Genomic DNA, 20,370 nt, shown 5'->3' on the forward strand with positions numbered 1-20,370 from the left:
CCTGTGGCCGCCCGCCACGCCGCGCGTGCGGGCAGGGGCCATCGCCGCAACGGATGTGTGAGGTTTCGGTTCGAGTCCGGAAGTGTCCCGTGATTCCCACCGCGGCGTCCAAGCGTTTTCCGGCCGGGGGTGGTGTGCGGGGAGCGCCAAGGGGCGCGGCGGGCGGATTCGGGGTGGGCCGGTGGCACGCGCCGGTGAACGGCGCGGGGGATGCCGGAGTGGTGGCCCTGCCGGTGCGTCAGGCGAGGCCGGAGAGTCCCGCGGGGTGAGGGCGGTCGACCGGGCGGCCCCGCTCGGCCCCGGGGCCTTCCGCGGCGTGGAGCGACCCCGGCCCGAGGCCGTCAGCCACAGGGCCCCGCGGGCGCTGGGGCCGGGCGCCACCGGCACGGCGGCGGCGAAGGAACTCGGCATGTCCTCGCGGACCTCCCGCCGCCGGGTCGCCGAACTGCTCGACACCCTCGACGCGGGGTCGCGGTTCCAGGCCGGCATGAGCGCGGGGGAACTGGGCCTGAGCGGCTGAGGAACGGGCAGCGCAGTCCCCGGCAGGGGGCGGTCGGTCCCTGATCGCGCCGAGGATGAGCGCCTGCGGCTGGGCGGCCGTGTGGTCCCGCGGTTGCGTCTGCGCTTGGCGCGGCACAGGGCCACGGCCCGGACGGGTCATGACGCGGCGCTGGGGTCCGGGCGCAGGGTGAAGACCTGGTCGAGGCCGACGAGGGTGAGGACGCGCAGCAGGTTCGCCGGTACGGCTGCCAGGACGATGTCGGCGTCGGCGGCCAGGGCGTGCTGGCGGGCGGCGAGCAGGGCGGTGATGCCCGAGGAGTCGCAGAACTCGAGGCCGGACAGGTCGAGGACCAGGCACTGCCCCGGTGACAGGGGGAGTTGGTCGAGCCGGCCGCGGAGTTCGGGAGCCTGGTCGAAGTCCAGGTCGCCGGCCACGTGCAGAACGGGGCCGGTCGCGGTGTCGCGGTGTCTGATGGTGAGCGGGCTCATGAGGGGTGACTCGTCGCAGGGTCTATGAGGGACGGGGCGGCGGGAACGCCGAGGGCGAGCAGGGCGGTGTCGTCGTCGAGGCCCTCGCCGAAGCTCTCGAGCAGCCCGGTGAGGGCGGTGATCACCTCGTCCGGTGCGGCCGGAGCGTGGTCGGTGGCGAAGGCGTGCAGGGCGTCCTCGCCGTACAGGTCGTCGCGGCCGGGGCCGGTGCGGGCCTCGGTGAGGCCGTCGGTGTACAGCACGATCGTGTCGCCGGGGGCCAGGACGGTCTCGGCGGTGCCGATCGGCGCGCCGGGGACGACGCCGATGAGCAGCCCGCCCGGAGTGGGCAGGAACTCGGCGCGGCCGTCGCTCCGCAGGACGAGCGCCGGCGGATGGCCGCCGGAGGCGAGCCGCACGACCGTCCGGCCGTGCTCGCCGTCCGGCTCGATGATCCCGACGATGCAGGTGCAGTACCGGGGGTTGCCGTCGCCGGTGTACCGCTCGTGCAGGACGGCGTTCAGCGTGGCCAGGGCCGAAGCCGGATCCGGGTCGTGGTGGGCCGCCGCGCGCAGGGTGTAGCGGGTCAGCGAGGTGAGCGAGGCGGCCTCGGGGCCCTTGCCGCACACGTCGCCGAGGAAGAACGCCCACCGGTCGCCGGCGACGGGGAACAGGTCGTAGAAGTCGCCGCCCAGCTGGTCGGGCGAGGCCGTGTGGTAGTGGACGGCCGTCTCCAGGCCCGGCACGGCGGGCAGCGAGTCCGGCACGAGTGAGCGCTGCAGTACGGCGAGCGCGTCGGCCAGCCTCGCCCGGTCGGCCTCGGCCTGCCGCCGGGCCTCGTCCGCCTCGGCGCGGGCCCGCTCCGCCTCCTGGCGGCGGCGCAGGAGCTCCTGCTCGTAGGCGCGGCGGTCCGAGGCGTCGAAGACGGTGATCCGGATCAGCAGCGGGTCGCCCTCGGTACCGTGCTTGACCACCGCGGAGACCAGCACCGGCAGCCGGCCACCATCCTTGCGCCGCATCTCCAGGGCGATGCCGCGCAGCTCGCCCTGCATGCGCAGCAGCGGAGCGAAGTGCGTCTCGTGGTACAGCTTCCCGCCGACGGTGAGCAGGTCCGCGAAGCGCTTGCGGCCCGCGACGGCCTCACGGTCCAGGCCGAGCCAGTCCAGCAGCGTGGTGTTGATCTTGGCGATGGTGCCGTCCATCATCGTGGACAGATAGCCGCACGGCGCGGACTCGTACAAGTCCTCCGCGCTGTCCTCCAGCAGCGCGGTGAACGCCGCGTCCGTGCTCGCCTCGCCCCCTGCCCCGGCGGGCTCCGGCACACCGCCCGTGCGGCACATCACTTCAGGGACTCCAGGAAGTCGAGGATCGCCGCGGCGGTGGCCTCCGGAGCGCTGAGCTGCGGGCAGTGCCCGGTGGCGTCGAGTGTGACCAGACGGGAGGCGGGGATCGCCGCGTGCACATGGGCGCCGACCTCGCGGGGCGCGATGGCGTCCTGCTCGCACTCCAGCACGAGGGTCGGCACGGACACGCCCTTGAGGTCCTCGCGGCTGTCGGTGAGGAACGTCGTACGGGCGAAGACGCGCGCGATATCGGGGTCGGTGGCGCAGAAGCTGTTGGTCAGTTCCCGGCCCAGCTCCGGCCGCTCCGGGTTGCCCATGATCACCGGGGCCATCACGGACGACCAGCCCAGGTAGTTCGCCTCCAGGGAGTCGAGCAGCTCGTCGATGTCTTCCGTGCTGAAGCCGCCGCGGTACCCCTCGTCGTCGATGTAGCAGGGCGAGGGCGTCACCATCACGAGCGTCCCGATCCGCTCCGGCGCTGCCTGCGCCGCCAGCACCCCGACCATGGCACTCACCGAGTGCCCCACGAACACCGCCTGCCGCAGGTCCAGCTCCTCGCAGACGTCGACGACGTCAGCGGCATACCCCTGCAGCGAGGAGTACCGCTCCTCGCTCCATGCCGCCAGGTCCGAACCGCCGGAGCCGACGTAGTCGAACAGCACCACCCGGTAGCGCGCGGAAAGCACCGGGACCACCAGACGCCACATGTTCTGGTCGCAGCCGAACCCGTGAGCCAGGAGCAGCACGGGCGCGTCTTCGGGGCCGACGACGTGGATGTTGTTCCTGTGGCGGATGTCCATGCCGCCATGCTCCCACCTCCGGCGGAGCGGTTCGACGGCGGGAGGCGAGCGAAGGCGTTCGCGGCCGGGAAGCCGGCCCAGGTACAGCGGCACCCTGGAGGCCGGCGCGCCGAGCTCGGCCTGCTCCGCCCCGGGCGGCGCCCGCCTCCCGGGGCCGAGCAGTGCGTCCACGTCGTGAAGCAGGACGGGAACGGGCTTCCGGCGATCCGCTCCAGCATCTCCCGGGACCGGACGAGCCCCTCCGCGGACGGCTGCTCCGCGTCCGGGAGGTAGGCGATCAGATCGAGGTGGTGCAGCGTCCACTCCATGACGTACGTGGCGAGGAAGTCGCCCACGGTGAGGATCTCGTCACGGGTGCCGACCCGGGCGCCCGGGTCGGCGAGCAGGGCGGCGCGGCCGTCGGCGGAACCGACGTCGTTCAGGTGGAGATGTCCCAGTACGTCAGCGCGTCACGGGGCGGTTCCCGGTAGGGCGGGGTGGCCAGGGTGATCAGGACGTCCCGGGCGTCGACGATCAGATGGCCCACCAGGTCCCGCACCAGCCACCCCGTACAGCCGGAGGGCCGCCCGGAGTCCTCGTCGGACAGGTCGTCAAGCGCCGCGCGCAGTGCCGTCCATGAACGCGAGAAGAGACCCACCTCGGCACCGTGGCGCGGTGTTGCGAGCGTGGACGAGCGTATTGCGGGCACCTGGACCGTTACCGGGAGCGTTTGCGGTCGGCGGCGCGTACGATCCCGGTGGGTCACGCTGGGTGATCCGGCCCTTGCGGCGTATGACATGGCTTGCGATCCAAGAGGTGGTGAGCATGACCCTCCTGCAGAACCCCGGGGTACCTCCCGCGGCCGGTGAGGACGCGGAGCGGCTCGTGTCGCCGGTCGGTTCGCACACCGAGTGGGATCCGCTGGAGGAGATCATCGTCGGGCGCCTGGAGGGCGCGACGATCCCCTCCGACCACGCGGTGGTGACCTGCAACGTGCCGCCGTGGGCAGGGCGGTTGCAGGGGCTCGCGGCCGGTTTCCGGTATCCGCGGCTGCTCGTCGAGCACGCTCAGCAGGAGATCGACGCCTTCGTCGCCCTGCTGGAGTCCTTCGGCGTCACGGTCAGGCGGCCGGAGGCGGTCGACCACCGGCGCCGCTTCGGCACCCCCGACTGGACCTCGCGCGGCTTCTGCAACACCTGCCCGCGCGACAGCATGCTCGTGATCGGCGACGAGATCATCGAGACGCCGATGGCATGGCCGTGCCGGTACTTCGAGACGCACTCCTATCGCCCGCTCCTCAAGGACTACTTCCGGCGTGGCGCGCGCTGGACGGCGGCACCCAAGCCGCAGCTCACCGACGAGCTCTTCGACCCGGACTTCCGCGTCCCCGGGCCGGGCGAGCCCATGCGGTACATCCTCACCGAGTTCGAGCCCGTCTTCGACGCCGCGGACTTCGTCCGCGCGGGACGGGACCTGTTCGTCACCCGCAGCAACGTCACGAACGCGATGGGCATCGACTGGCTGCTCCGCCACCTCGGCCCGGAGTACCGCATCCACGAGATCGAGAGCCGCTGCCGCACACCCATGCACATCGACACGACGTTCGTCCTGCTCGCGCCCGGGAAGGTGCTGATCAACCCCGAGTACGTCGACCCGGACCGCCTGCCGGACGTCCTCGGTTCCTGGGACGTCCTCGTTGCTCCCGAGCCCGACCCGATCGACGAGCGGCTGCTCAAACTCACGTCGATGTGCGGCAAGTGGCTCAGCATGAACGTGCTCATGCTCGACGAGAAGCGGGTGATCGCCGAGCGGCACCACACCGGGATGCTGCGCGCGCTGGAGAAATGGGGCTTCGAGCCGATCCCGTGCGACCTGCTGCACTACGCCCCCTTCGGCGGTTCGTTCCACTGCGCGACCCTCGACGTCCGACGCCGCGGCTCACTCCAGTCCTACTTCGACTGACCGAGCTGCTCCGACGGCCGGAGGCGGGGGCCGGGGGCGACACGGCCGCGGGGGTGCCCCTCACCCTCCGGACGCCCCCAGCCGCGCTGCCGTGAGGGCGGCCAGCTCGTCCGGGGTGCGCGGCCCCGGCTCCATGCCGGACAACAATCCCTGCGCGCGCAGGAGTTCCGCCGCCGCGGCACCCCACGGCAGCCGCAGCCCGGCCTCGTGGAGGAGGTCGGTGCGGGCCAGTGCCGTGGCCGCGGGCCCGGTGCGGACACCGGACGGGGTGAGGAGCGCCGCGTCGTCGGCCCAGCGCAGGGCGAGATCGACGTCGTGGGTCGCCATCACCACCGTGGTTCCGGTGCCACGGAGGCCGTCGAGCGTGGTGAGCAGCCGCTCCTGGCCGTCGGGGTCGAGTCCGGCCGTCGGCTCGTCGAGCACGAGGACGCGGGGCCGCATGGCGACCGCGCCCGCGATGGCCGTGCGCTTGCGCTGCCCGTAGGAGAGCAGATGGGTGGGCCGGTCGGCCAGGGCGGTGATGTCCAGGGCGGCGAGCGCCTCCGCCACCCGCGTCCGCACCTGTGTGTCGTCCAGGCCGAGGTTCAGCGGCCCGAACGACACGTCCTGCTCGACGGACGCCGCGAACAACTGGTCGTCCGGGTCCTGCACCACCAGCTGCACGGTCGTCCGCAGCCGGGTCAGCCCCTTGCGGTCGTACGACACCGGCTGCCCCTCGACCGTCAGCCGGCCCTCGTGCGGCTTCAGCCCGCCGGAGAGCAGCCGCATCAGCGTGGTCTTGCCGCTGCCGTTGCGGCCGAGCAGCGCGAGCGCGCGCCCCTCGCGGATCTCGAAGTCGAGGCCGCTGAGCACGGCCGGGCCGTCCTCGTAGGCGAAGGACGCGCCCCGCAGGGCGACGAGGGCGGGCTCGCTCATGTCAGCGGCCTTTCCAGTACGAAGGTGAGGGCGGCCAGCACCACGAGCAGCAGGCAACTGGCGGCCGTGAAGCGGACGGAGACCCGGGCCTCGGACACCAGGACGCGCAGGGTGCCGTCGTAGCCGCGCCCGGCGAGTCCGGCCTGGAGCCGGGCGGCCCGGTCGAAGGCCCGGACGAACGCGGTGGCGCCGAGTCCGGCCAGGGAACGCCACTCCGCGGCGCGGCTGGTGTGCCCGAGCCGGGCCGCCTGGGCTTCCCGGATGCGGCGTACGGAGTCCAGCAGCAGGAAGCTCATCCGGTACGTCACGAGCGCGACGTCGACGACCGGCGCCGGGATCCCGGCCCGGACCAGGCGGGGCAGCAGGTCGGACATGGGCGTGGTGAAGGCGAACAGCAGCACGCCCAGGGAAGCCGCCGAGGTGCGCAGCAGCAACGCTCCGGCCCGGACCGGCCCGTCACCGGCGAGGGAGACGAAACCCCCAGGCCCGCCCACCTGGACGAGCAGCGTGACCGCGCCGGTCACGCAGAAGCCCAGCGGCACCCGGTAGGCCCGCCACAGCCGCCGCCCGGGCACACCGGCCGGCCCCAGCAACACGACCAGGGCCGTCAGGAGCACCAGGGCCGCGCCCGGCCAGGGCGGCAGGGAGATCGCGAGCACGGTGAGGCCGAGCCCGAGCACGGCCTTGTCCACGGGATGGCGGCGGCGCCAGCGACTGCTGTGCGCCGCCGCGTCGATCGGCAGCACGCGGGATCAGCCCCGTTCGGCGGGGGACTTCCCGGCGCCACCGGTGAGCTCGTTCCCGGCCTCCCGCTCCAGCGCCCGCTGCTCGCCCTGCCGCCGCCCCCGGTGCAGGCCGAAGTAGTAGGCGAGGACACCGGCGCCGAGGGCCGCCTGGAGGGCGAACAGCGCCGACTCGATCTCGCCGGACGGCGGCTCGTACAGCGGTGAGAACCACGGCTCGTAGTCGGGCTCGATCTCGGTGATCGCCGTCTCGGCCTCGGCGTCGGCGCCCGTGAACGGCTCCTTCTTGTGATCGCCGAGACCGAGCGCGAGCGGCAGCACGGCAAGCGCGGCCACGACGAGCAGCAGCACCAGGTTGATCTTCGTGTTCCTGCTCATCGGGCCACCGCCTCGGTCTCGGTCCGGGACTGCTTCTTGGCGAGGAGCACGCCCAGCCGGGTCAGTTCGCCCTTGCTGGACTGCACCAGCAGCCGCATCACGAGCACGGTCAGCAGGCCCTCGCTCACCGCGAGCGGGATCTGGGTGATGGCGAAGATGGAACCGAACTTGCCGAGCGCGCCCAGGAATCCGCTGCCCGGGTCGGGGAACGCGAGCGCCAGCTGCACGCTGGTGACGCAGTAGGTGGACAGGTCGGCGACGAACGCGCCGCAGAACACCGCGGCCATCAGCGGCGCGTCGTAGCGCCGCAGCAGTGTGTAGACGGCGTATCCGGCCCAGGGGCCGACGATCGCCATCGAGAAGACGTTGGCACCGAGCGTGGTCAGACCGCCGTGCGCGAGCAGCAGCGCCTGGAAGAGCAGCGTGATGGTGCCCAGTACCGCCATGACGGGCGGCCGGAACAGGATGGCTCCGAGGCCCGTTCCGGTGGGGTGCGAGCAACTGCCGGTGACGGACGGCAGTTTCAGGGCGGACAGGACGAACGTGAAGGCGCCGGAGGCACCGAGGAGCAGAGTGCTCTCCGGGTGCTCGCGCACTTCACGGGTGAGCGACCGGACCCCGTGGACGACGAACGGCGCCGACGCGACGCCCCAGGCGACCGCGTGCGCCGGAGGAAGGAAACCCTCGGCAATGTGCATGGCTCAGCAGACCCTCTCCAGCACCTCGTGGATGGTTGACGCGCCTTGGCCGGTCTCCTGGCTGACGGGTACCACCGCCCGGACTCCGCCTTCCCGGGTCGCAAGGACCCAGTGGCTGCCCGTGAGGGCCGGAGCCGGACTTCCCGATTCACAGTGGCGAGGGCCGCACCGGCATCACACCGGATTTCCCGTTCACCAAGGCCTGGTGACAATAAGGCCGGGGTAAGGGCGATGACAAGCCGCCCAAGGGGCGCGCGAGGGGGCGCCCGCTCGCACACCGGCGCATCCCCCGGCTGATCCACGCGCGGTGCGGCAGGGCGCCGTCGTGCGGTGTCCGGGTCGCGTCAGTCCTCGCCCCCGTCGTCTCCGTCGTCGCTCTCCCCGTCGTCCCCGGCCTCGTGCGGCCTTTCGGACTTCGGCTGCTCCGGCCCGCCGGCCGCCTCTTCCGGTGCCGGAGTCGCGGTGCTCGGCCCAGGCGCGGGAGGAGCCGGGGAGGCGGGCGTGGACGGAGTGACATCGGCCACGGTGCCGGTGCTCGGAGTGGTGGCGGCCGCGGGGCCGGCCGCCGGGTCGGAGGACAGGGGCGAGGGGGAGTCGGCCGACGGTGTGGCGGCGGGGCTGCTCGCGGAGGGGGAGGCGTCGGGTTCCGTGCCCTCCGCGGTCGTGCCGGGCGAGAACCAGCGCATGCCGATGAGCATCGCGGCGAGGAAGAGTGCCGCGGCGGCGGCCGTCGCGGTCAGTCTCGACCGGTTGCGGACGCCGCCCCGCCCGCGGGAGCGACCCGAACGCCCCGCCTGTGCTGCCCGGGCCGCGCTGCGATGCCCCGGGGTGGCGGGCAGCGCGTACGTGGTCGGGCTGCTGGTATCGGCGGCCGCGTACGGGCCCGGCGCGGCGTGCAGCGCCGCGGACGTGGCCGTCGGCCGCAGCGGCGCCGAGGCCTCCGGCAGCGGCTCGGGCAGGCCCCGCCAGGCGCCCCCGGCGAACCACTCGGCGGCCTGCTGGGCGGTGGGCCGGTCCTCGGGCTGCTTGGCGAGCAGACCCAGGAGGTAGTTCTCGAACGCGGGCGGAAGTCCGGCGACACCGAGCTCGCGAGGCGGCACGGGCGTCGAGTCGAGGTGCTGGTGGAGGAGGGCGACGGCGGTGTCGGCCTCGAACGGCGGGCGTCCGCTGAGGAGCTGGTAGAGCACGCAGCCCAGGGAGTACATGTCGGAGGCGGGCCCGGCCTGCTTGCCCAGGGCACGCTCGGGCGCGAGGTAGAGGCCGGTGCCGACGATCTGGCCGGTGGCGGTGAGCGCGGCGCCGGGGTCGTCGAGGAACCGCGCGATGCCGAAGTCGCCGATCTTCAGCGTGCCGTGGGCGTCCAGCAGCAGGTTGGCGGGTTTGACGTCCCGGTGCACGATGCCCTGTCCGTGTGCGGCGGCGAGCCCCGCGGACGCCTGCGCGGCGAGCCGGGCCACCCGCTCGGCGGGCAGCGCGCCGGAGCCGGTCAGCACCCCGGCGAGACTGTCGCCCTCGACCAGCTCCATCACCAGGTACAGCCGGTTGTCGTACTCGCCGAAGTCCAGGACACCGACCACGTTGGGGTGGTTGAGACGCCCGGCGGTCTGCGCCTCCAGACGGAACCGGGAGGTTGCCGTGGCATCGGTGTCCTGGGGGAGCAGCAGCTTGACGGCCACCGCTCTGGCGAGCGTCTCGTCGTACGCGCGCCAGACCTCTCCCATTCCACCGCGCCCGATCTCAACATCCAGCCGGTAGCGGCCCGCTAGCAGCACTCGTCCTCGTCTCATGCGTATGGGAAGGTCGTCGCCGCAGGCCGAACTCCCCGTTCATGCACGGGGATTGGTGGGGTGCCGCAGCCGACCCAGGATACTGGCGCGGCGTGACCACCGATCTCCGCAGCGGTGTCCTCGGAGGGTGCGGTGTCGGAGAACCCCGAGTTCGGACATCCCGGAGTGAGTGGTCGCCCGCCGGGGTGACTCCCGCGCGTCCGGTTGCCGCGAGACGCCGGCGCGCGTTTCAGGCCGCCGGGTCCGACCCCTTCTCACGGCGCGGCAGCACCGCCACCGCCAGGGCCGGTACGGCCGCGAGGACCAGCCACGGCACGGCGGCCGGCAGGCCCAGGTCCAGCAGGAATCCGGCGGCCGCGCTGCCGGCCAGGACGATCAGCCCGGAGACCGACGACAGCGCACCCATGTAGAGCCCGAGCCTGCCCTCCTCGGCGAGGTCGGGCACCCAGGCGCGGGCGGCGGGCACGACCAGCATCTGCCCCACGGTGAGCAAGATCACGAAGCCGGCGGCGGGCAGCAGTCCGGCGGCGCCCGTCCAGCCGGCCGGGCGTGCCGCGGCCACCACCGTGAAACCGGACGCGATCAGCAGCAGCCCCGCGGTCATGGAGCGGCGCAGATCGAGCCGGTCGCCGGCCCAGCGGGTCACCGGCAGCTGGGTGGTCACCACCAGCACCGAGGACAGCGCGAAGAGCCAGGACAACGGCGCCTGGGAGCCCGCCGCGCGCTGCACCTCGTCCGGCAGGGCCAGGTACAGCTGGTTGTAGGCGAGCAGGTAGGTGCCGTAGGCGCAGCACAGCGCGAGGAAGCGGCGGTTGCGCAGCAGGACGCGGGCCCCGCCCCGCTCCCGGACGCGGATCCGGCCGGGGATGTGCTGCGGCATCAGCCACAGGTGCCCGGCGAGGACGAGCACGAAGACCGCGGCACCGGCGAGGCACACGGTGCGGAAGTCCACGGCGAGCAGCAGCGCGCCGAGCAGCGGCCCGACGAACGCCCCGGCCTGGCCCGCCACGCTGAACAGCGCGAGGACACGGGTGCGCGGGCCGTGCCCGGTCTCCTCCCAGACCACCGACTGACGGGCCACCTCGGACTCCACGGCGGGAGAGAACAGCGCGGCGGCGAATCCGATCACCAGCACCGCCCCGATCACGGCCCAGCTCGCCTCCGCGTACCCGAGCCACACGAACCCGGCGATCCGCAGCGCACAGCCGGCCAGCACGACCGGCCGCACCCCGCACCGGTCGACCAGCCAGCCGCCGACCACGAACAGCCCCTGCTGGCTGAAGGTGCGCAGCCCCAGCACGAGCCCGACCAGCCAGCCCGCCATGCCGATCGCGGTGCCGAGGTGCTCGGCGAGGAACGGCAGAACGGCGAAGAAGCCGATGTTGAAGGCGAGCTGGGTGAGGATCAGCAGCCGCAGCAGCGGCGAGAGCTCCTTGCCGAGGCGCCAGGTGCTCTCACGCGGGGACTTCGGTGTCCCGGCGTCGGAGGTCCGGGCGGCCTTGCGGGCCAGCAGCCGGGAGACGAGGTCGGTCATCGTTCTTCTGTCTGTGCGGCGGACACGGGAGTCAGGAGGGCGTCGGGGCGGACCGGTTGCCGCCGCGGGGCCGGCACGACCGGATCCTCGGGCGGTTCGGCCGGGCCGGCGATCCGTGTACGCCGCCGCGGCAGTCGTAGGCCGCCCGCGGCCGTCACCGCGAATGCTCCGAGCAGGGCGAGCACGGCGGCGGGGAAGAGCACGGCCCACGGGGCGCGCTCGGCGTAGGGCTGGTTCTCGGCGAGCAGCAGGCCCCACTCGGGGGACGGCGGCTGGGCGCCGAGGCCGAGGAATCCGAGCGCGGCGAGGCTCAGGGCGATGCCCGGGAGCCGGAGCAGGGCGTGCCGGGTGACCGGGGGCAGAACCGCGGGCAGCAGTTCGTGCCGGAGCAGGTACCAGCGGCCGGCGCCCAGCGCCCGGGTGGCCGTCAGATGGGTCGTCGCGCGCTCCTGCCGCAGCAGGGAGGAGGTGTGCGCGGCCAGCGGGGACCAGGCGACGACGGCCACGGCGCACGCGGGCGTCCAGGGGCCGCTGCCCATGATGCCGGTGACGAGGAGACCGGCCAGTACGGGCGGTACGGCACTGAGGGTGTCGACCAGCGGTCCGGACAGCCTCGGCAGCAGCCCCAGCAGCAGCCCGGTGACGAGGGCGGCGGCGCTCACCGCGAGGGCGGTGCCGAGGGTGGTCACCGCGCCGTGGGAGATCCGGGCGAGGACGTCGCGGCCGAGCGCGTCCGTGCCGAAGGGGTGCTGCCCGGAGGGGGCTTGCAGCCGGGCGAGCGTGTCCAGGGCGAGCGGATCGCGGGGCAGCCCGAACCCGATGACGGCGGCCAGCAGTCCCCCGTAGAGCAGGGGGAGTGCGCGGGGCGCGGGCGGCCGGGGCCGATGCAGGGACTGCAGGGCGCCGTCGCGCAGCGCCGGACCGATCAGCAGCCGCGCGGCGAGCCGGGCGAGAACGCCGGCGGTGGCCGCGAGCAGGACGAGGGCGAGGGTGCCGGTCTGCAGGGCGGGCAGGTCCTGGGCGAGTGCGGCGTTCAGGGTGAGCCGGCCGAGACCCGGGATGTCGAAGATCTGCTCGACGGCGACCGATCCGCCGGTCAGTCCGACCACGAACAGCGCCAGGTTCGGCAGCAGTCCCGGCACGCAGCGGCGCACTGCCTGCCGGGCCACCGACTTCGGCGGGACACCGCGTGCCGCGGCCGCCAGGGCCCAGGGCTCGGCGAACGCGCCGGGCAGCAGGTCGTCGAGCATCCGCCCGAGGACCGCCCCGGCGGTCAGGCCGAGGGCGAGCGAGGGCAGCACCATCCACTGCGGCCCGTACCAGCCCAGGGCGGGCAGCCATCCCAGCTGTACACCGATCACCGAGGCCAGTACGGAGGCGGCGAGGAACTCGGGCAGCGCGGCCAGCACGGCCGTCACCGTCCCGCCGGGACGGCGGCCGGCGAGCCGTCCCCGCATGCCCAGCCGGAGCGTACGGGCGCAGACGGCGGCCGCCGTGCCCGCGGCGACCACCAGGGCCCCGGACACCAGCAGCAGCGACACGCCGAGCGCCTGCACGACGCCCGGCAGCACCTGGGTACCGGACACCCAGGACGTGCCGGCGTCCCCGCGCAGCAGCCCGCCCAGCCAGCGGCCGAGCAGCATCAGCGGGCCCTCGTCGAGGCCCAGTTGCTCCCGGATGGCGCGCAGGGTCTCCGGAGTGGGGTCGCGGTCCGCGGACCGCGCCCGGAGCACGGTCAGCGCGGGGTCGGTGTGCGACAGCCACGGCAGCAGGCCGATTCCGCACACCAGGGCGGCCATGAGTACGGTCCGCCACAGCAGCGCCGGGACGCTGCCGCGCGCGAGTGCGCGCAGAGCGGCGGCACCTTTCATCGGGAGGGTGAGCGTGCGGTTCAGCGTCGGGTCCCCGTACCTATGAGGGTGCGCTCGTACGGATCGGGCAGCGCGCCCTGCACGGACGTCGCGATGCCCGCGACGAGCTTCAGATGCACCAGCGGGATCACCGAGTCGGTGCCGAGGACGGCCGCCTCCGCCTTCATGGCGGCGTCCTGCCGCTCGGCGGTGTCGGACTCGGCCTGGGCGGCGGCGACCAGCTTGTCGACGTTCTCGTCGCACAGGAACGACAGGTTGTTGGAGCCGTCGCAGGTGTAGTCGCTCGCGAGGACGGTGACCGGGTCGCCGGTGTCCAGCATCATGTTGCGGGAGAACACCGCGGCGTCGAACTTGCCGCCCAGCAGGTCGCCTTCGAGACGCGTGTAGGTGCGCACCTCCAGCTTCACCTTGAACCCCGCCTTCTGCAGCTGCTGCTGGAGTACCTGGGCGGTCTCCGGCAGCTCGGGCCGGTCGCTGTAGGTGGCGAGGGTGATGCTCGTGCCGTCGGGGCCGGTCGCCCGTGCCCGCCCGGCCGGTTCGACGCGCTTGCCGGCCGCCCAGGTCAGGGCCGGGCCGAACAGGCCCTGCGCGGGCACGGCGTACCCCTCGTACGCGCCCTTGGCGATGACCGAGGTGTCGATCGCCTCACGTGCGGCCGCCCGCAGCCCCGCGTCGGTGAAGGCGCCGGACTTGGTGTTGAGGTAAAGGCTGGTGTTGCGGGCGGTGTTGACCTCGTGGACCTCGTCCTTGTCCAGGGAGGCGACCTGGGCGACGGGAAGGGACTCGGCGATGTCGACGTCGCCGGTGCGCAGGGCGTTGGCGCGGGCGGTGCCGTCGGAGACGAACCTGGCGGTGACGCCCGAGGCCTGGGCCCGGCCGCCCCAGTAGTCGTCGAAACGGTCCAGCGTGGCCGCGGTGTCACCCTCGGTCCTGGTGAGCGCGAAGGGGCCGGTGGCGGTGCCGACGACGTTCACCGCGCCCTTGTGTTCGTACGCCTTCGGCGCGAACACCGCGAGGGACGGGTTCGACAGCCGCAGCGGCAGTACGGGGTCGGCCTCGGCGGTACTGACCCGGACCCGCTTGTCGTCCTCGGCCGTGGCGGTCAGCTGCACACCGGAGATCGCGGACGGTGCCGGGTCGGCCTTCCCGGCGGCGGTGAGTGCGGCGGCGACGGCCTCGGCGGTGACGGCCTCGCCGTCCTGGAAGCTCGCGTCCCGCAGGGTGAACAGCCAGCTCTTGCCGCCGTTCTCACTGCTCCACGACTCGGCCAGCGCGGGGACCGCCGTGCCGTTGGCGTCCAGCTTGGTCAGCCCCTCGCTGACACCGAGCCGGGACAGGAGCATCGCGTCCTGGCCGTACGGGGAGTAGTTCTCGGTCGGGGCGAAGGGCAGGGCGACGCGCAGGCGTGCGCCTCCGGCGGCGCCGGAGGAGGCCGATGAGTCGTCACCGGAGGACGCGAAGCAACCGGAGAGCAAGGGCAGCACGAACAGCCCGGCTATGAGCCGGCGGGAGGTTCTCATAGCGTATATGAATACCATTTTCGTTAAGAGAACGGTATCTCGAAGTGCACCACCCCGCTGCCGCCGGGCAGCTCCTCCCGCTCGTCGCACACCGCCTTGCCCAGTGTCTTCCACAGGCCCAGCGCGCCGGGGGAGTGCGGGTACGTGTGCAGGTACACGGACCGGTATCCGCCGTCGGCCCGGGCGAACTCCAGCAGGCCGTCCACCAGTTGCCGGGCCAGCCCGCGCCGCCTGTGCTCGGGGTGCACGTACACCCGGCGGAGTTGTGCCGTCTCGCCCGAGGGGAACCGTTCGGCCAGCCACCGCGGGTTCGGCGGGTGTGCCGGGCCGCGCGCGTCCAGAGCTGCCGTGGCCGCCACGGTCCCGTCCCGCTCGTCCACGGCGACCAGGAGGGTGTGCCGGGGCGGCGTGACGTAGAACGACACCGGATCGATGATGTCCGCGTGCCAGCGCGGCACGTAACCGGTGCCGAAGTCGCGGTACACGGCGTCGAGCATCACCGCCCGGGCCCCGTCGATGTCGGCCGCCGCGGCTTCCCTGATGCTGTACTCACGCATTTGCACATCATATGCAAGAGGTGCTCGGGGTCAGTCGGGGGCCGCCGGTGTGATGTGGCTCAGCACGCACAGCCAGCGGCCCTGCCGCCGCACGAACACATCCGTCGTCCACTCGTCGGCGTCGTGGCGCTCCCCCTGGTAGTGGGCGGTGTTCGTCACCCGGCCGGTCACCAGCGCGGTGTCGCCGTAGACGCGGACCCGGGGGCCGGGCCCGAGATCCATCGCCGAGTGGGTGAGCGCGCCGGACTCGACGAGGGAGAGGAACTTCTCCTTCGGGTCGATCCCCGAATCGGAGACGATGACCCACTCGTCCGCCATGAAGCCGGCGATCCGCGCAGGATCGTTGGAGACGATCGCCTCGGCCCAGCCCTTCGCCAGTCGGGCGAGCTGCAGTTCATCTGCCGAATCGGGCTTTTCGCTCATACCGCGACGGTAGTCGTCTCAAGGCGGTGATGTGGGGAGGGCGGCCGGCGGGGAAGACCGGAACCCGGAACCCGGAACCCGGAACCCGGAACCCGGCCGGAACAGCCCGGCTCAGCTCTCGGACGGGGCGAGCACCACGAAGTCCGCGTTCGCCGGGTCGAGACAGACGGCCAGCCGGCCGACGCCCTCCACGTCCTCCGGCCCCATCTGCACGCTGCCGCCGCTCGCGGTGACCTCGGCCACCGCCGCGTCGCAGTCGTCGACGGCGAAGACGGGGTGCCAGTACGGCCGCCCACCCGTCAGGGTGAGGTCCTCCTTGCGGAGCTGCATGAGCCCGCCGTGCATCCGGTCCTCGGAGAGCCCGGAGGGGGTGATCAGGGTGTACGTGCCCGCGTCGCCCGGCAGCGGCATGTCGCTGAACCGCCAGCCGAAGAGGGTGCCGTAGAACTCCCGCGCACCCGCGGCGTCGGACGTGAGCAACTCGGTCCACGACAGCGAGCCGGGCTGGTCCACCAACTCCAGGCCCTTGTTCGTCCCCGGCTGCCAGACGGCGAACTGACCGCCCAGCGGGTCGCTGTACTGCGCCATCCGGCCCCAGTCGTCGAGGTCCATCGGCGCGACCCGCACGGTGCCGCCCGCCTGCTGCACGGCCTGCGTCGTGGCGTCCGCGTCGGTGACGCTGTAGTAGAGCATCCAGGCCGGGCGTGCGCCCTCCTCGGTGAGCTTGCCCAGCCCGGCGACGATCTTGCCGTCCTTCTTGAACATCCCGCCCTCGAAGTCCTCGCTCTCGCCCATGGCCTCGTAGTCCCACCCGAGGACGGCACCGTAGAAGGCGGCGGCGGCCCGGACGTCCGGAGCGCCCAGGTCGAGCCAGCAGGGAGAACCGGGGACGTACTCCGTCGTGATCATGGCGATGCTTCCCTTCCGCGGGTTCTGTGTGCCCAGCGTGACACCGAGCGCTGACCATCGCCCGTCGGCCGCTCCCCGTTCGGGGGACGCCCGGAGGATGCGGGGGACGGCGTCAGTGGACGGACAGCCCGCCGTCGACGAAGAGCGACTGCCCGGTGACGTAGGCCGACGCCGCGCTCGCCAGGAAGACCGCCGCGCCCGCGAGGTCCTCGGCGAGACCGTTCCGCCCGATCATCGTGCGGGCGGCGAGGGCGGCCACTTTCTCCGGGTCCGACGACAGCCGCGCGTTGAGCGGTGTCATGACGAAGCCCGGCACGAGGAGGTTGCAGGTGACGCCGCGCGGCGACCACGCCTCGGCCTGGGAGCGCGCCAGCGCCTCCAGTCCGCCCTTGGAGGCCCCGTAGGCGCCGCTCTGGACGAACGCGCGATGCGCCTGCTGCGAGCTGATGTGGATGATCCGCCCGTGTCCGCGCTCCGCCATGCCGGGGCCGAAGCGCTGCCCCAGCAGGAACGGCGCCTCCAGGTTGACGGCCATCGTGGCGTCCCAGACGTCCTCGCCGAGCTCGTCCATCGGCGGACGCAGGTTGATCCCGGCGCTGTTGACGAGGATGTCGGGCTCCCCGAACGCCTCGACCGCCCGCTCGGCGGCGGTCCGCACGCCCTCGCGGGTGCTCAGATCCGCGCCGACCCACGCGGCGTCGCAGCCCCGGGCCGTCAGCTCACCGACCGTCGAGGCCAGCCCTGCCTCGCCGCGGGCCACGACCACCACGCTCGCCCCGGCGCGGGCGAGGGCCCCGGCGATGGCGCGCCCGATGCCGGAACTGCCACCGGTGACCACCGCGACCCGGCCCTCCAGGGAGAACAGCTCGGAGAGGTAGTCCTGCGCCGACCGGGGCGGCGCAGTCGCCCCGGTCGGTCGAGTCTGCGGGGTCGACGGGGTCGGTTCTGTCGGCGGAGTCGGCTGTGTCGTCATGGCGACCCACTCTAGGTCGATCATCCGAACGGCCGTCGGGCAGCGCTCGTCGCCGGGCGGGCGAGATCCTCGGCACGGTGATCGGCACGGCACTGGAGTGGGGCAATGTGCCCACCATGGTTCTGGCGATCGGGCTCGCGAGTGGATGATCGGCCGCGGCAGGGGCCACGCCGTGGTCCACACCCACCACTGACGCGACGTCACCCGCGTGCGGCGCCGCACGGGTTCAGCCCCTGAGCAGGCGCACCTGACCGGCGGGGAGCTTCGGCCACCAGTGGTGGTAGCGGCGGTAGACCTCGCCGTCGCGGCCGGCCAGCAGCGCCGTCAACGACGCGGCCTCCGCGGCGAGTCCGTCCCACACGGCGGCCGGCAGGTCGTGGAACGCCGTGGCCTCGACACCGCCGTCGAGCGCGCGCCACACACCGGCGACCCGGCCGTCCACCAGCAGCGTGGGCAGCACGTCGCCGTTCACCCGGATCACCAGACGGCGGTACGCCGGGGGAATCACGCGGCTGCGGTCGGCGTGGGCCAGCAGAACGCTGTCCCACATGGCCATGAGCCGGGGCGGCGCCGGCGTGCCCGCCGGCGGGCGCGAGGCGCCCGGTACGTCGTACAGGAGGGTCCCGTCGGGTCCCCGGAGCTGCTCCACCGTGTCGCCGAGGGCGAGCAGCGCGCGGCGTACCGGCGCCCGCGGCACCATGGCGAACTGCGCGACGTCCGCCACCGAAGCGGGCCCGAAGCCCGCCAGGTAGCGCAGGACGAGATGCCGCAACGCCTGTGCCACCGTCTCCCGGCCTTCGGGTACGGGACCGGTCCGCGCCGAGACGAACGACGACCGGGGGCCGAACGACCACGGCCCGCCGGTCGGGACATGGAGCAGCGGCGCGTACGCCTTGAGCCCCCACCACGCCCCTGCCTTCTTCTCCGCGCCGACCCGTTCCTCCAGCCAGTCCTGCACCTCGGCGGCCGTCCGGGGCCGGTCCGCGAAGTCCAGCAACTCGGGGACGAGTGCCTCGCCGTCGGCCGGCGTGAGCCCCGCCGCGGCGAAGCGGTATCCGAGCCGTGAGGCGTACAGCGTCTGCTGCATCGCCTCGCGGAACGGCTGGTAGTCGTCCGCGTGGACCGCGTGCAGTGTGATCCGCATCAGGGTCGCCTTGACCACCGTGCGCCCCGCGAACGCGGCGTCCAGATCGGCCGGCACGAACCCGGCCAGCCGGTTCCACAGCGCCACGTACGGAGAGGCGGCGTGCTGCGCCTGCAGCGCCACCACACGCCGCACCGCCTCCCCGGCGTCCATCGCCTCCCGGTCCAGCAGCAACTGGCGCCCGAGGGTGGCCCGATTGAGCTCCTGCGCGGTGATGTCCACGCCGGGGATTCTGCCGTGGCCCCAGCGGAGGCACCGACTCCACGGCAGTGGCCTGGATCACATCGCCTGGATTGAGTGTCCGGCGGGGGAGATGTCCGTACCCATGGGTGTCGGGGCGGGGCCGGATGCGAGGATGAGGCGCCATGACAGTCGGGTGGTGTACTCGCACGTTACGGGCCGCGGTGTTCGCGGCCGTCTGTGTCGTGCTCGCCGCCCTGGGGCACGTCATGATGTCCGGCGACCATGTGCCCCTGCCGGCACTGCTGGCCGGATGGGGCGTAACGGGCGTGGCCGGCTGGTGCCTGGCGGGCCGCGAGCGCGGACCCGGCTCGGTCATCGCCGTCGCCGTGGCGGTCCAGACGGCTCTGCACTCAACGTTCTCGCTCGGGCCGCCGGCGCCTGCCGCATCCGGGGCCGACTCCATGGACCTGCCGTCGATGCATCACGGCATGGGATCCATGACTCACGACATGGGCCCGGGCGCCATGGATTCCATGTCCCCGCACACGGGGCACATCCCAGGCGGCGACTCGTCCCTCGGCATGCTCGCCGCCCACCTCGTGGCCGCGCTGCTGTGCGGCATGTGGCTCGGCCACGGGGAGCGGGCCGTCTTCCGGCTGCTGCGCGCCGTGGGCAGCCGGCTCGCCGCACCCCTGCGGCTCCTGTTCGCCCAGCCCGCACCGCCGCCCCCGCCCGTGCGCCAACGGCGGCGGTCGTCGAACCGCACGCCGCGCCGCCTCCTTCTCGTCCACGCGATCACCACCCGGGGACCACCCGCGGGGGCCGCTGCCGCCTGACGGCAGCCGGTGGTATCCCGGGGCGGCCCCTGCGCGCCCCGGCCGCGGTCGTACTCCGTGCTGGTGCGCACCCGCAGGCGGTCACGCCTCGTGAGGCGCTGCACGGGCCCGTCCGCGCCCCCCCGCTCACCGGACCGCGCACGGCACGCGCGCACGTCAGACCTCACGGCCTGCCCGCTCGCGTCCTCGTGGTCCCGGAATTCCGAGAAGGACATCAGGTGATCACTCCTGCCCTGCCCCTTTCGCACGGGAGATCGGCGCCGGCCGACGAGTCGATAACCGCCTGGGCGCTGGCCGCCCGGGGCGGCGACTCCGCGGCCGTCGACCACTTCGTGCGCGCCCTGCACCGTGACGTCATCCGGTACGTCGCCCATCTGTGCGCCGACCCGCAGGCGGTGGACGATCTGGCGCAGGACACGTTCCTGCGGGCACTCGGCAGCCTGCACCGGTTCGAGGGCCGTTCCTCGGCGCGGACCTGGCTGCTGGCGATCGCCCGGCGCGCGGTGGCCGACAGCATCCGGTACACCGCCGCGCGCCCCCGCCCGGCCGACCTGCCGGACTGGGAGCCGGCGGCCGAACTCGCCCAGCCGCGCGGCCTGCCCGGCTTCGACGACGGCGTGGCGCTGCGGGAGCTGCTGGCCGGTCTGCCGGACGAACGCCGCGAGGCGTTCGTCCTCACGCAGTTGCTCGGACTGCCCTACGCGGAGGCCGCCGCGGTGAGCGACTGCCCGGTCGGCACGGTCCGTTCCCGCGTGGCCCGCGCCCGGGCGACGCTCCTCGCCCTGCTCGCCGCGGCGGAGGAACCGGACCCCGCACTCGCCGCGGCCTGACCCGGCCCGCCGGACC

The 20,370-nt window shown here is 73.4% G+C and carries 20 protein-coding genes, 1 pseudogene and 1 riboswitch; of the genes and pseudogenes, 4 read left to right on the plus strand and 17 right to left on the minus strand.

Annotated elements, in window-relative coordinates:
* Positions 1–265: 265 nt before the first annotated feature.
* Positions 266–520, plus strand: a complete 255-nt coding sequence (locus tag ACFU3E_RS18455; RefSeq protein ID WP_384158782.1) for a hypothetical protein — start codon at positions 266–268, stop codon at positions 518–520.
* Positions 521–657: 137 nt separating this feature from the next.
* On the opposite strand, the gene ACFU3E_RS18460 is transcribed toward ACFU3E_RS18455, so the two are convergent.
* The 4 genes and pseudogenes from ACFU3E_RS18460 to ACFU3E_RS18475 all read right to left on the minus strand — a co-directional run.
* Complete coding sequence (locus ACFU3E_RS18460; protein WP_384158785.1) at positions 658–990, minus strand: STAS domain-containing protein; 333 nt, start codon at positions 988–990, stop codon at positions 658–660.
* Positions 987–2,309: a PP2C family protein-serine/threonine phosphatase gene (locus ACFU3E_RS18465; RefSeq protein WP_384158846.1), complete on the minus strand. Its 1,323-nt coding sequence runs from the start codon at positions 2,307–2,309 to the stop codon at positions 987–989. The genes ACFU3E_RS18460 and ACFU3E_RS18465 overlap by 4 nt, the downstream gene beginning before the upstream one ends.
* Positions 2,309–3,112: an alpha/beta fold hydrolase gene (locus ACFU3E_RS18470; protein WP_384158849.1), complete on the minus strand. Its 804-nt coding sequence runs from the start codon at positions 3,110–3,112 to the stop codon at positions 2,309–2,311. The genes ACFU3E_RS18465 and ACFU3E_RS18470 overlap by 1 nt, the downstream gene beginning before the upstream one ends.
* A 75-nt stretch (positions 3,113–3,187) precedes the next feature.
* Positions 3,188–3,749 (minus strand): annotated as a pseudogene (locus ACFU3E_RS18475) (maleylpyruvate isomerase N-terminal domain-containing protein); the annotation flags it as partial.
* 167 nt (positions 3,750–3,916) lie between these two features.
* Between ACFU3E_RS18475 and ACFU3E_RS18480 the strand changes: the two are divergent.
* The gene (locus ACFU3E_RS18480) at positions 3,917–5,053 is read left to right on the plus strand and encodes an amidinotransferase (protein WP_384158788.1); all 1,137 of its coding nucleotides are present in this window, start codon (positions 3,917–3,919) and stop codon (positions 5,051–5,053) included.
* 60 nt (positions 5,054–5,113) lie between these two features.
* Here ACFU3E_RS18480 and ACFU3E_RS18485 read toward each other — a convergent pair whose 3' ends face one another.
* The 13 genes from ACFU3E_RS18485 to ACFU3E_RS18545 form a co-directional block, all read right to left on the minus strand.
* Positions 5,114–5,968 (minus strand): energy-coupling factor ABC transporter ATP-binding protein, encoded by an 855-nt coding sequence (locus ACFU3E_RS18485; RefSeq protein ID WP_384158791.1) that lies wholly within the window; start codon positions 5,966–5,968, stop codon positions 5,114–5,116.
* Positions 5,965–6,714 carry a cobalt ECF transporter T component CbiQ gene (gene cbiQ, locus ACFU3E_RS18490; RefSeq protein ID WP_384158794.1) on the minus strand — a complete coding sequence of 250 codons (750 nt, stop codon included), beginning with the start codon at positions 6,712–6,714 and terminating at the stop codon, positions 5,965–5,967. Before cbiQ ends, ACFU3E_RS18485 begins: the two co-directional genes overlap by 4 nt.
* A 6-nt stretch (positions 6,715–6,720) precedes the next feature.
* A complete protein-coding gene (locus ACFU3E_RS18495; RefSeq protein WP_384158797.1) occupies positions 6,721–7,089 on the minus strand; it encodes an energy-coupling factor ABC transporter substrate-binding protein in 369 nt (122 codons plus the stop codon).
* A complete protein-coding gene (locus ACFU3E_RS18500) occupies positions 7,086–7,787 on the minus strand; it encodes an energy-coupling factor ABC transporter permease (protein WP_384158800.1) in 702 nt (233 codons plus the stop codon). Before ACFU3E_RS18500 ends, ACFU3E_RS18495 begins: the two co-directional genes overlap by 4 nt.
* A gap of 29 nt (positions 7,788–7,816) precedes the next feature.
* Positions 7,817–8,002: riboswitch (cobalamin riboswitch) on the minus strand.
* Positions 8,003–8,131: 129 nt separating this feature from the next.
* Positions 8,132–9,559, minus strand: coding sequence for a serine/threonine-protein kinase (locus ACFU3E_RS18505; RefSeq protein ID WP_384158851.1), 1,428 nt, complete (start codon positions 9,557–9,559; stop codon positions 8,132–8,134).
* Between the two features lie 244 nt (positions 9,560–9,803).
* Positions 9,804–11,108, minus strand: a complete 1,305-nt coding sequence (locus ACFU3E_RS18510) for an MDR family MFS transporter (RefSeq protein WP_384158803.1) — start codon at positions 11,106–11,108, stop codon at positions 9,804–9,806.
* The gene (locus ACFU3E_RS18515; protein ID WP_384158806.1) at positions 11,105–12,979 is read right to left on the minus strand and encodes an ABC transporter permease subunit; all 1,875 of its coding nucleotides are present in this window, start codon (positions 12,977–12,979) and stop codon (positions 11,105–11,107) included. Before ACFU3E_RS18515 ends, ACFU3E_RS18510 begins: the two co-directional genes overlap by 4 nt.
* Positions 12,980–12,999: 20 nt before the next feature.
* Positions 13,000–14,499, minus strand: a complete 1,500-nt coding sequence (locus ACFU3E_RS18520; protein ID WP_384158809.1) for an ABC transporter substrate-binding protein — start codon at positions 14,497–14,499, stop codon at positions 13,000–13,002.
* Positions 14,500–14,522: 23 nt separating this feature from the next.
* Positions 14,523–15,056 (minus strand): GNAT family N-acetyltransferase, encoded by a 534-nt coding sequence (locus ACFU3E_RS18525; RefSeq protein ID WP_384158812.1) that lies wholly within the window; start codon positions 15,054–15,056, stop codon positions 14,523–14,525.
* A 30-nt stretch (positions 15,057–15,086) separates the two neighbouring features.
* Positions 15,087–15,479, minus strand: coding sequence for a nuclear transport factor 2 family protein (locus ACFU3E_RS18530; RefSeq protein WP_384158815.1), 393 nt, complete (start codon positions 15,477–15,479; stop codon positions 15,087–15,089).
* A gap of 111 nt (positions 15,480–15,590) precedes the next feature.
* Complete coding sequence (locus ACFU3E_RS18535) at positions 15,591–16,388, minus strand: VOC family protein (RefSeq protein ID WP_384158818.1); 798 nt, start codon at positions 16,386–16,388, stop codon at positions 15,591–15,593.
* A gap of 112 nt (positions 16,389–16,500) precedes the next feature.
* Entirely contained in the window at positions 16,501–17,361 is an 861-nt protein-coding gene (locus ACFU3E_RS18540; protein ID WP_384158821.1) for an SDR family NAD(P)-dependent oxidoreductase, read from the minus strand.
* A 226-nt stretch (positions 17,362–17,587) separates the two neighbouring features.
* Positions 17,588–18,727, minus strand: coding sequence for a winged helix DNA-binding domain-containing protein (locus tag ACFU3E_RS18545; RefSeq protein WP_384158824.1), 1,140 nt, complete (start codon positions 18,725–18,727; stop codon positions 17,588–17,590).
* 143 nt (positions 18,728–18,870) lie between these two features.
* Here ACFU3E_RS18545 and ACFU3E_RS18550 point away from each other — a divergent pair, with 143 nt between their 5' ends.
* Together ACFU3E_RS18550 and ACFU3E_RS18555 are read left to right on the plus strand one after the other, a co-directional pair.
* Positions 18,871–19,524 (plus strand): hypothetical protein, encoded by a 654-nt coding sequence (locus ACFU3E_RS18550; RefSeq protein WP_384158827.1) that lies wholly within the window; start codon positions 18,871–18,873, stop codon positions 19,522–19,524.
* 218 nt (positions 19,525–19,742) lie between these two features.
* On the plus strand, positions 19,743–20,354 hold the full coding sequence (locus ACFU3E_RS18555; RefSeq protein ID WP_384158830.1) for a sigma-70 family RNA polymerase sigma factor: 612 nt from the start codon (positions 19,743–19,745) through the stop codon (positions 20,352–20,354).
* Positions 20,355–20,370: the final 16 nt, after the last annotated feature.

The sequence above is a fragment of the Streptomyces sp. NPDC057424 genome (genome assembly GCF_042803315.1).
Classification (GTDB): Bacteria; Actinomycetota; Actinomycetes; order Streptomycetales; family Streptomycetaceae; genus Streptomyces.